The organism is Rhodococcus sp. UNC363MFTsu5.1 (assembly GCF_000686785.1).
GTDB classification, from domain to species: Bacteria; Actinomycetota; Actinomycetes; order Mycobacteriales; family Mycobacteriaceae; genus Rhodococcus_G; species Rhodococcus_G maanshanensis.
The window spans coordinates 627,516-642,967 of record NZ_JMLO01000001.1 but is presented as its reverse complement, the minus strand read 5'-3'; the positions used below and the strand labels follow the sequence as shown (position 1 = coordinate 642,967).

10 protein-coding genes and 1 pseudogene are annotated in these 15,452 nt (G+C 70.5%); 3 read left to right on the top strand and 8 right to left on the bottom strand.

The window, feature by feature from the left end:
* Window positions 1-18: 18 nt before the first annotated feature.
* The 6 genes and pseudogenes from BR31_RS0103015 to BR31_RS0102990 all read right to left on the bottom strand — a co-directional run bounded on the left by BR31_RS0103015 (window position 19) and on the right by BR31_RS0102990 (window position 7,408).
* On the bottom strand, window positions 19-600 hold the full coding sequence (locus BR31_RS0103015) for a prepilin peptidase (RefSeq protein WP_081830282.1): 582 nt from the start codon (window positions 598-600) through the stop codon (window positions 19-21).
* Window positions 601-700: 100 nt separating this feature from the next.
* Entirely contained in the window at window positions 701-1,525 is an 825-nt protein-coding gene (locus BR31_RS0103010; RefSeq protein ID WP_027499655.1) for a shikimate dehydrogenase, read from the bottom strand.
* A pseudogene (locus BR31_RS0103005) lies at window positions 1,515-2,723 on the bottom strand (endolytic transglycosylase MltG); the annotation flags it as partial. The gene BR31_RS0103010 and the pseudogene BR31_RS0103005, both read right to left, overlap by 11 nt.
* 23 nt (window positions 2,724-2,746) lie before the next feature.
* Window positions 2,747-3,256, bottom strand: coding sequence for a Holliday junction resolvase RuvX (gene ruvX / locus BR31_RS0103000; RefSeq protein WP_027499653.1), 510 nt, complete (start codon window positions 3,254-3,256; stop codon window positions 2,747-2,749).
* A complete protein-coding gene (gene alaS, locus BR31_RS0102995; protein WP_027499652.1) occupies window positions 3,253-5,919 on the bottom strand; it encodes an alanine--tRNA ligase in 2,667 nt (888 codons plus the stop codon). Before alaS ends, ruvX begins: the two co-directional genes overlap by 4 nt.
* Before the next feature lie 88 nt (window positions 5,920-6,007).
* Entirely contained in the window at window positions 6,008-7,408 is a 1,401-nt protein-coding gene (locus BR31_RS0102990) for a replication-associated recombination protein A (RefSeq protein WP_027499651.1), read from the bottom strand.
* A 138-nt stretch (window positions 7,409-7,546) separates the two neighbouring features.
* On the opposite strand from BR31_RS0102990, the gene BR31_RS0102985 reads away from it, so the two are divergent.
* Complete coding sequence (locus tag BR31_RS0102985) at window positions 7,547-9,256, top strand: alkaline phosphatase D family protein (protein ID WP_231496347.1); 1,710 nt, start codon at window positions 7,547-7,549, stop codon at window positions 9,254-9,256.
* An 89-nt stretch (window positions 9,257-9,345) separates the two neighbouring features.
* Window positions 9,346-11,088, top strand: coding sequence for an alkaline phosphatase D family protein (locus tag BR31_RS0102980; protein ID WP_051636901.1), 1,743 nt, complete (start codon window positions 9,346-9,348; stop codon window positions 11,086-11,088).
* Window positions 11,089-11,140: 52 nt separating this feature from the next.
* Here the strand turns inward: BR31_RS0102980 and BR31_RS0102975 are convergent, their stop codons facing one another.
* Complete coding sequence (locus BR31_RS0102975; protein ID WP_027499648.1) at window positions 11,141-12,328, bottom strand: phosphotransferase family protein; 1,188 nt, start codon at window positions 12,326-12,328, stop codon at window positions 11,141-11,143.
* Between the two features lie 214 nt (window positions 12,329-12,542).
* Entirely contained in the window at window positions 12,543-14,348 is a 1,806-nt protein-coding gene (aspS, locus tag BR31_RS0102970) for an aspartate--tRNA ligase (protein WP_027499647.1), read from the bottom strand.
* A gap of 152 nt (window positions 14,349-14,500) precedes the next feature.
* Here aspS and ypfJ point away from each other — a divergent pair, with 152 nt between their 5' ends.
* Window positions 14,501-15,442: a KPN_02809 family neutral zinc metallopeptidase gene (ypfJ, locus tag BR31_RS0102965; protein WP_027499646.1), complete on the top strand. Its 942-nt coding sequence runs from the start codon at window positions 14,501-14,503 to the stop codon at window positions 15,440-15,442.
* Window positions 15,443-15,452 lie beyond the last annotated feature (10 nt).

The window sequence follows — 15,452 nt, the reverse complement described above, 5'->3', positions numbered from 1 at the left end:
CACCGGCCCGGTCCCCGGCTAGCCGCCCCCTGCCAGGCTCAACGCCAACAGCGTCGACAGGCACATCGACGGCCCGTGCGCGAGTGTGCGGCGGCCCCGCCCGAGGGCAAGTGCGCACCCGCCTGCCGCCGCCGTCAGCGCCACCGCACCGACCGTCGCCGCCAGCCACGCCTGGGCGCCCGCCGCCCCTGTCACGGCGCCGAGCCCGAGGGCCAGCTTCACGTCCCCGCCGCCCATCGCGGCCGGGGACACCAGGTGCACGACGAGGTAGATCCCGGCCAGCATCGCCGCCCCCACCAGGGCCGCCATCCCCCGGCCGAGCAGTACCGAGGCCAGGAACACCGCACAGGCGCCGGGCAGGGTGAGCTCGTTCGGCAGCCTGCGCTCCCCCAGGTCGACCGCGGACAGGCAGACGCACCACCAGAGCAGCGCGCAGGCCGCGGCGGCCGTCAGCGGTGGGCACGCGAGCCCGGCCGCGACGAAACCGACGGCGAGCACAGCCACCCACCAGCGCGGCGCAGCCCGGGTGAAGCGGCGCAGGAACCGATGCGTCGCGACGCCGGTGAGCAGTCCGGCCAGGCCGAGAAATCCGATCGCCATGCCCCGACGCTCTCATCGGCCCGCGCCGCCACGGCCTCGGGAAGCCCCGATCCCGGTCGTCCTGGGGATGGATCCGACGCTGTGGAGGGATTGCGGCGCGTCAGCGCGCGACCGCGGCCGCCATCTCCGCGCGCGGGGCCGGACGGCCGGTGAACTGCTCGACCTGTCCGAACGCCTGGTTCAGCAGCATCCGCAGGCCGTCGACGACGGTCCCGCCCGCCGCCTCGACCGCGGCCGCGAGCGGAGTCGGCCACGGATCGTAGATCGCGTCGAACACGACGGGCGCCCGCGCCACCGCGCTCGCGAACGGCGCGATCGCGTCCGCAGGCACCGTGCTGACCACCGTCGCAGCGTCAGCACACACGGCGGCCAGCGCGTCGGCGTCGAAGCCGAGGTGGCGGGCACGCAGGCCCATCTCCGCCGCGCAGGCCAGCGAGGCCGCCGCCCGGTCGGCCGAGCGGGCGACGACCGTCACCGCATCGACGCCGAGGTCAGCAAGCGCCCGCAGCGCCGGTCGCGAGGTGCCGCCTGCGCCGATCACGACCGCGGTCGCGCCGCCCAGATCGGTGACCCCGACCTCGGCGAGGGCGCCGGTCACGCCGTCGACATCGGTGCAGTCGGCCCGCCAGCCGCCCGGCACCCGGACCAGGGTGTTGGCCGAGCCGACCTGCACGGCGCGCTCGGTCCGTTCGGTCGCGAACTCGAGCGCGGCGACCTTGCCCGGCATCGTCACCGAGAGCCCGACCCATTCCGGGCCCAGCCCGTCGACGAGCCCCGGCAACTGCTCACCGGTGCATTCGATCCGGTCGTAGGTCCAGTCGGTCAGGCCGAGCGCCCGGTACGCCGCCAGGTGCAGCAGCGGCGACTTGGAGTGCCCGATCGGCTTGCCGAGGACCGCCGCCTTGCGTGGCAGATCAGCGTCCACTGTCGAGAATCCCGCTCGCCAGCGCCTTCTTGCTGTTCTCGAGGTGCTCGGTGTAGCTCTTGGTGAACAGCGTGGTGCCCTTGCTGTCGATCGTGACGAAGTACAGCCAGTCACCCGCGGGCGCCTTCTCGACTGCCTCCACCGCGCCGATGCTCGGTGACGAGATCGGGGTGGCGGGCAGACCGTCCATCGCGTAGGTGTTCCACGGGGTGACCTTCGCGCGGTCGCCGTCGGTGGTCGCGAGCTCGGTGGTGTCCAGGGCGTAGTTGACCGTCGAATCGAGCTCGAGCCGCTGCGGCACGGCGAGCCGGTTGACGATCACGCGCGCGACCTTGCCGAAGTCGTTCGGCAGCGACTCGCGTTCCACCAGCGAGGCCGCGACGAGCAGGTCGTAGGGACTCAGGCCGACAGCGTTCCCCGCACGGTCGATGCCGGTCTCCTCGTACTTGGCCGCGCTCCCGCTGACGAGGGTCGTCAGGATCTCCGCGGCCGACTCCCTCGGGTCGAAGTCCCACTTACCCGCGGCGATCAGGCCCTCGAGCTGGCGAGTGCGGTCCGGGACCGACTTGACCCGGGCGGCCGCCCAGTCCGGCACCCCGAGCGCGGCGAGGTTCGGGTTGGCACCAGCCGCCTTGAGGTCCTCGACGCTCACGCACTTCTGCTGGCCCGAGGGGGTCGGCAGGCAGCTCGCCTCGGAGATGAGGGTGTAGATGCCGCGCTTGGTTGCGCCGGTGTTCACATCCTTGGTGTCGTGCAGCTGACGACCCTCGGAGATCACCAGCGCTCCGACGCGGGAATTCGGGTCGACCAGGCCCGCGACGGCCTGCGAGGCCGGGACCTGGGACTTGAGGTTGTAGAAGCCGGGCTGCACCGACGACATCGCGTCGTTCTGGACCGCCGCGTTGAAGAACGCGGACGCGCTCTTCACGACGTCCTTCTCGGCCATCTCGGTGGCGATCTGGTCGGCGGTGTCACCGGGGTGCACCTGCACCACGACATCGGCCCCCGACTGACCGGCCGCGTAGTCCTCGGGCGCGTCAACGCCGCCGAGGAGCTTCTTGCCGCCGACGTAGCCGACACCAACGACCAGCGCGAGGGCGCCGACCCCGGCGATCGCGACCACGGCCTTGCCCCTGCCCTTGCGTCCCGCGGCGGCCTCCCGCGCGCGACGCTCGTCCGCGCGGGTCGACCTCAACTCGGGCCCCCTCGACCGGGTATCGGTCACTGGCCGTCCTCCATCTGTGAGGGCAGGGACTGCTCCGAGTGCAGTGCCCTGCTGCGCTGGTCCAACCATCCTTGCAAGATCGCCACGGCCGCGGCCTGGTCGATCACCGACCGCTGTCCCTTCGCCTTGACCCCGCTCTCACGCAGGGCCCTGGACGCGGTCACGGTCGTGAAGCGTTCATCGGTCATGCGAACCGGGATGGGCGCCAACCGATCCCGGAGCTGCGCGGCGAACTTCGAGGCGAGTCCTGCCGCGGATCCGCTCTCCCCTCGCAGCGTCCGCGGCAATCCGACGATAACCTCGACGGCCTCGTATTCCGCGACAATCGCGGCGAGTCGCTCGATGTCCGACCTGTCGGCTCGGGACTTGGCCCTCGGCACGGTCTCCACCGGGGTGGCCAGGATCCCGTCCGGATCGCTGGCGGCGACGCCGATCCGGACGCTGCCGACATCGACCCCGATCCGGCGACCCCGCCCCAGGTCGCCGGGCTGGTCGGCCTCGCTCACCCGGCGATCTCGGCGACGCGGGCGCGTACCGCCGAGAGCGCGGCCGGGATGCCCGCCGCGTCAGTGCCCGAGCCCTGGGCCATCTCCGGCTTGCCGCCGCCGCGGCCACCGATGCTCGGCCCGAACGCGGCGACGAGGTCGCCCGCCTTCACGCCGAGGTCCTGGGCCGCCTTGTTGGCGGTGACCACGAACGGCACCTTGCCGTCGGCATCACCGAGGAGCACGACGACGGCGGGTTCGGTGCCGAACCGTCCGCGGATGTCGGTGACCAGGGTGCGCAGGTCGTTGCCCGCGACACCGGCAGGGGCCGCTTCGGCCACCAGCAGCAGAGCACCGATCCGCTCGGCCTTGTCGACGAATGTCCCGGCCGACGCCAGCACGGCCGCAGCCTTGGTCGCCTCGAGTTCCTTCTCCGCGACCTTGAGTCGCTCGACGAGCTGCTCGACGCGACCGGGCACCTCGTCGGACGGCACCTTCAGCGCCGTCGCGACGCCGGCGAGCAGCGCGCGCTCCTTCGCGAGGTAGCGGTAGGAGTCGAGGCCGACGAACGCCTCGACGCGGCGCGCCCCGGAGCCGACCGACGACTCGCCGAGAATGGTGATCTGACCGATCTGCGCCGACGACCGCACGTGGGTGCCGCCGCAGAGTTCCATCGAGAACGGGCCGCCGATCTCGACGACCCGGACCTCGTCGCCGTAGTTCTCGCCGAACAGCGCCATCGCGCCCATCTGCTTGGCCCTGGTCAGGTCGGTGACGAACGTGTTGACGGTGTGGTTGGCGGCGACGGCCTCGTTGGCGACGGCCTCGATGTCGGCGAGCTGATGCGCCGACAGCTGGTTCTGCCACGCGAAGTCGAACCGCAGGTAGCCGGGCTTGTTCAGCGAACCCTTCTGGGTGGTGTTCGGGCCGAGGACCTGCCGCAGCGCCGCGTGCACCATGTGAGTGCCGGAGTGGCCCTGGGTGGCGCCGGACCGCCAGGCCGGGTCGACCTGCGCGAGGATCGCGTCGCCCTCGGTGAGCTGCCCCTCCTCGACGGTGACCTTGTGGACCCACAGCTTCTTGGCGATCTTCTGCACATCCCGCACCCGCACCCGGAGGCCGGGACCGGTGATGGTGCCGATGTCGGCGATCTGACCGCCGGACTCGGCGTACAGCGGGGTGCGGTCGAGGATCACCTCGACCTCCTGACCCGTGGTCGCCGTCGGCACCCGGACACCGCCGGAGATCAGCGCGAGAACCGTTGCCTCGGTGGTCAGTTCGGCGAAGCCGGTGAACTCGGTCTCGCCGCGGTCGACGAACTCCTTGTAGATGCTCAGGTCGGCGTGCGCGTGCTTGCGGGACTGGGCGTCCTCCTTGGCACGCTTGCGCTGCTCGGCCATCAGCGAGCGGAAGCCGTCCTCGTCGACGGACAGGCCTGCCTCGGCGGCCATCTCGAGGGTCAGGTCGATCGGGAAGCCGTAGGTGTCGTGCAGGACGAACGCCTCGCTGCCGCCGAAGACCTTCTTGCCCGCGGCCTTGACCTCGTCCGCCTCGGACTCGAACATCTTCGATCCGGACGCGAGGGTGCGCAGGAACGCGGTCTCCTCGCCGACCGCGACGCCGAGGATCCGGTCGAAGTCGGTGGCGAGGACCGGGTAGGACGGCGACATGGTGTCGCGGACGACGGTGACGAACTCGCTCATGCTGGGCTTGTCGGCGCCGAGCAGCTTCGCGGAGCGCACGATGCGGCGCAGCAGCCGGCGCAGCACGTAGCCGCGGCCCTCGTTGCCGGGGTTGACGCCGTCCGCGATGAGCATCACGGCGGTGCGGGCGTGGTCGGCGATGACGCGGAACCGGACGTCGGACTCGTGGTCGGTGCCGTAGGCGCGGCCGGTCAGCTCCTCGGCCTTGGTGATCACGGGGCGCACCAGATCGGTCTCGTACACGTTGTCGACGTCCTGCAGCAGGAACGCGACGCGCTCGACACCCATGCCGGTGTCGATGTTCTGCTTGGGCAGCGGGCCGAGGATCTCGAAGCTGTCCTTGCCGGTGCCGTCGCCGCGCTCGTTCTGCATGAACACGAGATTCCAGATCTCGAGGTAGCGGTCCTCGTCGGCCTCGGGGCCGCCCTCGACTCCGTACTCGGGGCCTCGGTCGTAGTAGATCTCCGAGCAGGGGCCGCACGGGCCGGGCACACCCATCGACCAGTAGTTGTCGGCCATGCCGCGGCGCTGGATGCGCTCGTCCGGGATGCCGGCCTCTTCCTTCCAGATGTCGCGGGCCTCGTCGTCGTCGAAGTAGACGGTGACCCACAGGCGCTCGGGATCGAAGCCGTAGCCGCCGTCCTCGACACTGTTCGTCAGCAGCGCCCACGCGTGCTTGATCGCGCCGCGCTTGAAGTAGTCGCCGAAGCTGAAGTTGCCCGCCATCTGGAAGAAGGTGTTGTGCCGGGTGGTGACGCCGACGTTCTCGATGTCACCGGTACGCACACACTTCTGCACGCTGGTCGCGGTGTCGTACGACGGGGTCTGCTGGCCGAGGAAGTACGGCTTGAACTGCACCATGCCCGCGTTGACGAACAGCAGGTTCGGGTCGTCGAAGATCAGCGAGGCGCTGGCCACCTCGGTGTGACCCGCCTTGACGAAGTGGTCGAGGAATCGCCTGCGGATCTCGTGGGTCTGCACTAACCGGTCCTTACTTCATGGGCGTCGCGGATGAATATCCAGCTTAACGTGCCGAGGATGCCGGGGTGCGCAGCGCTCGGGGGCCGCGTCAGCCCCGCACGATCCGCCGCAACTTGCCCACCCGCGCGGCGATCTCGCGCTCGGCGCCGTGCCCGGTCGGCTGGTAGTAGTCGACGCCGATCAGCTCGTCCGGCGGGTACTGCTGCGGCAACACGCCGTCGGCCGCATTGTGGGGGTAGCGGTACCCGACCGCGTTGCCCAGCTTCTCGGCGCCCGCGTAGTGCCCGTCCCGCAGGTGCGGCGGCACCAGCCCCGACTTCCCCGCGGACACATCGGCCATGGCCGCGCCGATGGCGGCGATCACCGCTCCCGACTTCGGCGCGGTCGCCAGGTGGATCGTGGCCTGCGCAAGCGCGAGCCGGGCCTCCGGCATACCGATGAGCTGGACGGCCTGCGCGGCCGCGGTCGCGGTCTGCAGCGCGGTCGGATCGGCCATGCCGATGTCCTCGCTCGCGTGCACCACCAACCGGCGGGCGATGAAGCGGGGGTCCTCGCCCGCAGTGATCATCCGGGCCAGGTAGTGCAGCGCGGCGTCCACGTCCGAGCCGCGGATCGACTTGATGAACGCGCTGATCACGTCGTAGTGCTGGTCGCCGTCGCGGTCGTAGCGGACGGCCGCCTTGTCCACGCTCGCCTCGACGGTCTCGAGGTCGACCACGGCCGAGCCGTCCTCGGCAGGCGAATCGAGCGCCGCGCCCGCGGCCGCCTCCAGCGCGGTCAGGGCTCGTCGGGCGTCTCCCGCCGCCAGCCGCACGAGATGATCGCGGGCCTCGTCCGTGAGGCTGACCGAACCGCCGAGCCCGCGCGGATCCGCGACGGCCCGCTCGAGCAGCGCGCGGATGTCGACCTCGGTGAGCGAGTGCAACTGCAGGACCAGCGACCGGGACAGCAGCGGCGACACCACCGAGAACGAGGGGTTCTCGGTGGTGGCCGCGACCAACAGCACGATCCGGTTCTCGACCGCGGCGAGGAGCGCGTCCTGCTGCGTCTTGGAGAATCGGTGCACCTCGTCGATGAAGAGCACCGTCTGCTCCCCCGCGGTGAGCCGCCTGCGGGCCAGGTCGATCACCGCGCGGACATCCTTCACCCCCGCCGACAGCGCGGACAACGCCTCGAACCTGCGGCCGGTCGCACGAGAGATCAGCGAGGCGAGGGTGGTCTTTCCGGTTCCGGGCGGACCGTAGAGCATCACCGACGCCGCGCCCGAACCGTCCACGAGCCTGCGCAGCGGCGCGCCCGGTCCCAGCAGATGTCCCTGCCCGACCACCTCGTCGAGGTTCACCGGGCGCATCCGAACCGCGAGCGGCGCGTCCGGGCGCACCAGTGGCAGGCCCGCGGTCAGCGGCCCAGCCTGATCCGCGGCTTCCCCAGGGGCGGCGAACAGCCCCGCGTCCGCGCCGCCGTCGGAAGTTCCCAGCCAATCGCTCACGCGTCGACGCTACTAAAGCGCACCGACGCGGGCGCCTCCGACCGCACCGGACGACATGGCAGCGAACGTCAGATGAACACTGCGCGATGGACCCCGCTACGAATTGAACGGACGTCCAAGTTCGGTTGTGATCCTCGGGTGTCTGACAACTGGCTTCCCGACCGCACCACCCTGCCGAGCCTGAGCAGGCGGACCCTGCTGAAGAGCTCCGCCGCGCTCGCGGGTGCGGGCCTCACAGTCGCGACGGCGGGCACTGCCGCCGCCGCACCCGCCGTCGGCTTCGCGCACGGCGTCGCCTCCGGCGACCCGCTCCCCGACCGCGTCATCATCTGGACCCGCGTCACGCCGTCCGCCGACGCGCTGCCCGGCTCGGGAGCGGGCGAGGCGATCTCGTTGGACTGGCAGGTGGCCCGCGATCCCGCCTTCGCCACCGTCGTCCGCAGTGGCACCGTGACCGTGGATGCCGGCACCGACCACACCGCGAAGGTCGACGTGACGGGCCTCGAACCCGCCACGGTCTACCACTACCGCTTCACCGCCCGCGGCGGCGCCGTCGCCGGTCAGGTCTCCCCCGTCGGGCGCACCCTCACCGCACCCGCGAACGACGCGGACATCCAGCGGCTGCGGTTCGGCGTGGTGTCCTGCTCCAACTGGGAGGCCGGCTACTTCTCCGCGTACCGCCACCTGGCGCAGCGCGAGGACCTCGACGCGATCCTGCACCTCGGCGACTACATCTACGAGTACGGACGCGGGGAGTACGGAGCGCGCAACGGGTCGGTCCGGCCGCACGACCCTGCCCACGAGATCGTCTCCCTCGCCGACTACCGGATCCGGCACGCGCAGTACAAGACCGACCCGGACCTGATGGCCCTGCACGCCCGGATCCCGTTCATCGCGACCTGGGACGACCACGAGTCCGCTGACAACGCCTACAAGAGTGGCGCCGAGAACCACAACCCGGCGACCGAGGGCGACTGGGCCACCCGCAAGGCCAACTCCGCGCGGGCCTACTTCGAGTGGATGCCGGTGCGGCCCACCGGTACAGGCACCGCGGTGACGACCTACCGGCGTTTCCGCTTCGGCAACCTCGCCGAGATCTCCATGCTCGACCTGCGCACCTACCGGGACGAGCAGACCACCGCAACCGCAGGGCGCGCGGTGGACTCCCCCGACCGGACCATCACCGGCCGCGCCCAGATGGACTGGCTCACCAAGGGAATCGTGTCCTCGCCGACGCGGTGGAAGGTGGTGGGCAACCCGGTGATGATCGCACCCACCCTGATCCCGCCACTGGACCCCAAGACCACCAAGGCACTCACCGATTTGACCGGACTGCCCCAGTCGGGCATTCCCTACGGCACCGACTCGTGGGACGGCTACGCCGCCGACCGCCGCCGGCTGTACGACGCCATCGCCACGGCGGGCGTCGACAACACGGTCTTCCTGACGGGCGATGTCCATACCTCCTGGGCCTGCGACCTACCGGTCGACGCCGCGAACTACCCAGGCGGCGCCACGATCGGCACCGAGCTGGTGGTGCCGTCGGTGACCTCCCCGAACATGGACGACTCACTGGGCGTGCCGCCGCGGACCGCCAGCCTCGCGGCCGAGGAGGCCTACAAGGCGGTCAACCGGCACATCCGGTACCTCGACTTCGACTCGCACGGGTACGGGGTGTTCGAGATAGCCACCGCCGGTTCACAAATGGACTGGTACTACATCAGCGACCCGATCGACCCGCGCGCGACCGTGCGCCACGGGGCGAGCTACCGGGTCGCGGACGGCGCCCAGCGCACGCTCCCGGTCGGCACACCGCTCGACCCCGCCGCCCACCGGCCGGGCGCATGAACTCCCGTCCGACCGCGCCCGGACGACGTGACAGCAAACGTCAGGTGAACACTGAGCGATCGGGACCGTTATCGATTGAACACACGTCCATGATCGGCTGTGATCCTCGGGTGTCTGACAACTGCCTTCCCGACCACACCACCCTGCCGAGCGTGACCAGGCGGACCCTGCTGAAGAGTTCCGCCGCGCTCGCCGGCGCGGGCATCACCGTCGCGGCCGCGGGCGCTGCCGCCGCGGCACCCACAGCACCCGCCGTCGGATTCGCGCACGGCGTTGCCTCCGGCGACCCGCTCCCCGACCGCGTCATCATCTGGACCCGCGTCACGCCGTCCGCCGACGCGCTGCCCGGCTCCGGTGCGGGCGAGGCGATCTCGTTGGACTGGCAGGTCGCGACCGATCCCGGCTTCGCCGCCGTGGTGCGCAGCGGCACGGTGTCCGCTGACGCCGGCACCGACCACACCGTCAAGGTCGACGTCACCGGACTCAAGCCCGCGACCGCCTACCACTACCGCTTCACCGCCCGCGGCGGCGCGGTCGCAGGCCAGGTCTCCCCCGTCGGGCGCACCCGCACGGCACCGGCAACCGACGCGGACCTGGCGCGACTGCGGTTCGGCGTGGTGTCCTGTTCCAACTGGGAGGCAGGCTACTTCGGCGCGTACCGCCACCTCGCGCAGCGCGAGGACCTGGACGCGATCCTGCATCTCGGCGACTACATCTACGAGTACGGCCGGGGCGAGTACGGGGGACGCAACGGATCCGTCCGTCCGCACGAGCCGGCACACGAGATCGTCTCCCTCGCCGACTACCGGATCCGGCACGCGCAGTACAAGACCGACCCGGACCTGATGGCCCTGCACGCCCGGCTGCCGTTCATCGCAACCTGGGACGACCACGAGTCCGCGGACAACTCCTTCGACGGCGGCGCGGAGAACCACGACCCCGCCACCGAGGGCAACTGGGCCACCCGCAAGGCCAATTCCGCGCGGGCCTACTTCGAGTGGATGCCGGTGCGGGTCACCGGGTCCGGCACCGAGGTGACGCTGTACCGGCGGTTCCGGTTCGGCAACCTGGCGGAGATCTCGATGCTCGACCTGCGCACCTACCGCGACGAGCCGGCATCGTCTGGGGCCGGTTGGCGCAAGGTGGACTCCCCCGACCGGACCATCACCGGCCGCGCCCAGATGGACTGGCTCACCAAGGGGATCGTGTCGTCGCCGACCCAGTGGAAGGTGGTCGGCAACCCCGTGATGATCGCGCCCTGCCTGTTCCCGCCGCTGGACACGAAGACCACCGCGGCGCTGACCGACATGGTCGGGCTGCCCGACGCCGGTGTTCCGTACAACACCGACCAGTGGGACGGCTACTCCGCCGACCGCCGCCGGCTGTTCGACGCGATCACGACCGCGGGTGTCGACAACACGGTCTTCCTCACCGGTGACATCCACACCTCCTGGGCCTGCGACCTACCGGTCGACGCCGCGAACTACCCAGGCGGCCCGACGGTGGGCACCGAGTTCGTGGTGCCGTCGGTGACCTCCCCGAACATCGACGAAACGCTCGGCGTGCCGCCGAGGACCGTCAGCGTCGCGGCGGAGGAGGGATTCAAGGCGGTCAACCGGCACGTCCGGTACGTCGAACTCGACTCGCACGGGTACGGGGTGTTCGAGATCGCGACCGAGGGTTCACAAATGGATTGGTACTACGTCAGCGACCCGATCGACCCGCGCGCGACCGTGCGCCATGCGGCGAGCTTCCGGGTCGCGGACGGCGCCCAGCGGGCGCTCCCGGTCGGCGCGCCGCTCGACGCCGCCTCCTACCGGCCCGGCGCCTAGCGCACCGGTCCGCCCCGCGAGATGACGCGGGGCGGACCGGGCCTCGTCGTACTTACGTCCAGTACGTCGCGAGCCGGTCCGCGACCTCGCGGGCGTGCGCGGCCACCTCGGGAGACCCGGCGTGGTCGGCGCAGGCCGCGAGCGTGTTCCACCGCGCGATCAGCGCCTTCGATCGCGGCAACGACAGGTGATGCTCCCGCGCGGCGGCGATCCGCTCGTGGTCGTCGGGCAGGAACCAGTAGGTCGAGAGCCAGACCCAGATCAGCTGGGCCTCGAGCATCCTGGTGCAGAGCACCTCGTCGTCCGCGAGCTGCGGCCACATGCCGACGACCTCGGCGCGCCAGGCCTCGGCCATCGCCGCCGAGCGTTCCGGCGACAGCTCGACCCCGCACAGGCAGCCGGGAAACGACACGAGGGCATAGGCGATGTCGAGCGTCGCGTCGCGGAACCCGCCCCACTCGTAGTCCAGGAAGCGGACCCCTGCATCGTTGACGATGATGTTGTCCGGGCACAGGTCCGACGGGCTGAAGGCGCGGTAGCGGCCGCCGTCGAACAGTCGCGCTGCCCGCCCGACGAGATCGACGATGTCCTGGCCGACCTCGATGCCGAGCTCGCGGCGCAGCAACGCGGGCACCTTCGGCGCGGAGGCGACCACCTGCTCGGAGATGCTGTTGCCGAAGTGCGGCACGTCGGCGCGGCGCAGCAGCGCGGTGAAGTCCTCCTCGCGTCCCACGGTGGCGGCGTGCATCCGGCCGATCGCCTGAGCCAACGCCATCAGCGAGTTGGTGACCGCGGCCTCGTCGGCCTGCTGGAGCAGTTCGGCGATCGGGGTGGCGTCACCGAGGTCGGTGAGCACCAGCAGTCGGGCATCGAGGTCGTAGGCGATCAGTTCCGGGCCCGGCCTGCTGTCGGTCGCCAGCGCGGTCGCGAACTGGTACGAGACGGCCTCGCGGAGGAAGGCGGTGTCCACCACTCGCGGCTCGTCGGCCGGCTGCGCCGCGTAGGCGGCGATGCGCCTGGCCTCGGCTTCCGGGGAGAGCTCACGGACCTGCTTGATCACCAACGTGCGCGGCAGCGAGAAGGGATTCTCGGCGCAGCGGACGCGCAACACCACCGTGCGGCCGCTGCCGCCGAGATCGATGGGGTCAACGAGGGTGACCGGAGCTCCGGTACGTCGCTCCAACAGCTGCTCGGCTGCTGCGACTACCTCTGAAACGGGGTCGGCCAATAGTGCGGTCATCGCCGTCCAACCTACCCGCCCGGGACCCGACGCGGGCCCCCTCGGTCGCCCGTCCGGTCCGCTACCGAGGGGCCCGCGGTGCGGACCTGCAGAAACAGACCGATCTGTTTGGAATATTCATCGGGACTTCGTCTGCGGTGCCCGGCCCCGCCGGGACGGGACCCGACCGGACCGGCACCCGTAGGTGCGGGCCGGTCGGGTTCGGCGAGCCCGTTCAGGAGGCCGCAGTGCCTGCCTGCGGCTCCTCCGGCTTGCCCTTCGGCTCGGGCTTGACGTCGATGCCCGATTCCTTGCGCTGCAGCGGGGTGATCGGCGCGGGCGCGTCGGTGAGCGGGTCGACTCCGCCGCCCGACTTGGGGAACGCGATGACCTCGCGGATCGAGTCCATCCCGGCGAGCAGCGCGGTGATGCGGTCCCAGCCGAACGCGATGCCGCCGTGCGGGGGCGCGCCATACGAGAAGGCGTCGATGAGGAAGCCGAACTTGTCCTCCGCCTCCTCATGGTCGATACCCATCACCTTGAAGACGCGTTCCTGGATGTCCTTGCGGTGGATACGAATACTGCCGCCACCGATCTCGTTGCCGTTGCAGACGATGTCGTATGCGTAGGCCAGCGCGTTGGCGGGATCGGTGTCGAAGGTGTCCATCGACTCGGGCTTGGGCGAGGTGAAGGCGTGGTGCACGGCGGTCCATGCGCTGTAGCCGAGGGCGACGTCGCCGCTGGCGGTGGCGTCGGCGGCCGGCTCGAACATCGGCGCGTCGACGACCCACACGAAGGCCCACGCGTTCGGGTCGATGAGGTCCTGCTTGCGCGCGATCTCGCCGCGGGCGGCACCCAGCAGAGCGCGCATCTGCTTCGTCGGGCCCGCCGCGAAGAAGATGCAGTCGCCCGGCTTGGCACCGACGTGTGCGGCGAGGCCCTCGCGCTCGGCATCGGTCAGGTTCTTGGCAACCGGACCGGTCAGCTCCCCGTCCTCACCGATGAGGACATACGCCAGTCCCTTGGCGCCGCGCTGCTTGGCCCATTCCTGCCAGCCGTCGAGCTGCCGCCTGGGCTGGCTCGCCCCTCCCGGCATGACGACGGCGCCGACGTACTCGGCTTGGAAGACCCGGAAGGTGGTGTCCTTGAAGAACTCCATGCACTCGACGAGCTCGAGCCCGAAACGCAGGTCCGGCTTGTCGGAACCGAAGCGGCGCATCGCCTCCGCGTAGGTCATCCGCTTGATCGGGGTGCTGATCTGGTGACCGATCAGCTTCCACACGTTGGCGAGGATCTCCTCGGCGAGGTGGATGACGTCGTCCTGCTCGACGAAGCTCATCTCGATGTCGAGCTGGGTGAACTCCGGCTGCCGATCGGCGCGGAAGTCCTCGTCCCGGTAGCAGCGCGCGATCTGGTAGTAGCGCTCGATGCCGCCGACCATCAGCAGCTGCTTGAACAGCTGCGGGCTCTGCGGCAGCGCGTAGAAGCTACCCGGCTGCAGGCGCGCGGGAACCAGGAAGTCGCGGGCGCCCTCAGGGGTGGAACGGGTCAGGGTGGGGGTCTCGACCTCGATGAACTCGTGGTGTGCCAGCACCTCGCGGGCGGCCGCGTTGACCTTGGAGCGGAGCCGGATCGCGTGGCCGGGACCTTCGCGACGCAGGTCGAGGTAGCGGTGCTTGAGGCGCGCTTCCTCGCCGACCTGGTCGTCGAGCTGGAACGGCAGCGGGGCGCTCTCGTTGAGCACCTCGAGCTTGGTCGCGTTGACCTCGATCGCACCGGTCGGGATCTCGAAGTTCTGGTTGCCCTGCGGCCGGACCTCGACGCTGCCGGTGATCTTGACGCAGTACTCGGCGCGCAGGCGATGGGCCTGTTCGGCGACCTCGCCCTCACGGAAGACCACCTGGGAGACCCCGGAGGCGTCGCGCAGATCGATGAAGATCACTCCGCCGTGATCGCGACGCCTGGCAACCCATCCGGTGAGGGTGACGGTTTGATCGGCGTGCTCGGCTCGCAGCGAGCCGGCGAGGTGGGTGCGCAGCACGGGGTTCCTTTCACAGATATCCAGCGACTTCTCAGTTGGTGCGATCCTACGGAGAGACACTCAGAAGACATAACGGCGCAGTCGAAACTTTGCGCGCGATCGCGTGTAAAGCTGTATCCGCAGTTCCTCGACTTCGAACGAAAGCGACGACGATGACCTTCAACGAGGGTGCGCGGATGGACTCGGGGCGCGTGACGGTCGGCGGCGGCCACCGCGGCGGAGGCGGCAGGGGCGGCAAGGCCGCGCTCGGTGGCGGCCTCGGCGGGCTGGTCGTGCTCGTGTTGGCCCTGCTGCTCGGCGGCAACCCGGGCTCGCTGCTCGGCGGGCTGACCGGCGCCTCCGATTCCGCCCAGCTGGGGACCGGCTCGATCTCGGAACTGGAGAACTGCCAGACCGGAGCGGACGCCAACCGCGACGTGAACTGCCGGGTCGCGTTCACCACGGCGAGCCTGGACTCGGTGTGGGGCGAGGAGCTCCAGAAGCAGACCGGCGTCCGCTACGCCGAACCAGGCGTCATGCTCTTCTCGGGCGCGGTGAACACCGGCTGCGGCAACGCCACCAGCGACGTGGGCCCGTTCTACTGCCCCGCGGATTCCACCGCCTACTTCGACACCAGCTTCTTCCAGCTGCTGGTGGATCAGTTCGGTTCGAGCGCGGGGCCACTCGCGCAGGAGTACGTGGTCGCACACGAGATCGGCCACCACATCCAGAACCAGCTCGGCGACATCGGCCGGGCGCAGGCGGACCCGAAGGGCGCCGCGTCGGGAGCGGTGCGGACCGAGCTGCAGGCCGACTGCTACGCGGGCATCTGGGCGCACTACGCGGACACCAAGCCTGCCCCCGACGGCGGCGCACCGTTCCTCAAGAAGCTGAGCGAGAACGACATCAGGGACGCCCTGTCCGCCGCCTCCTCGGTGGGCGACGACCGGATCCAGCAGGCCACGAGCGGCCGGGTGAACCCGGAGGGCTGGACCCACGGCTCCTCCGATCAGCGAATGAAATGGTTCGCCACCGGCTACCAGACCGGTCAGGTCAGCGCCTGCAACACCTACGCGGCCCGCGACCTGAACAACCCCGCCGCGCTGAACCGGTAGCCGGCCCCGA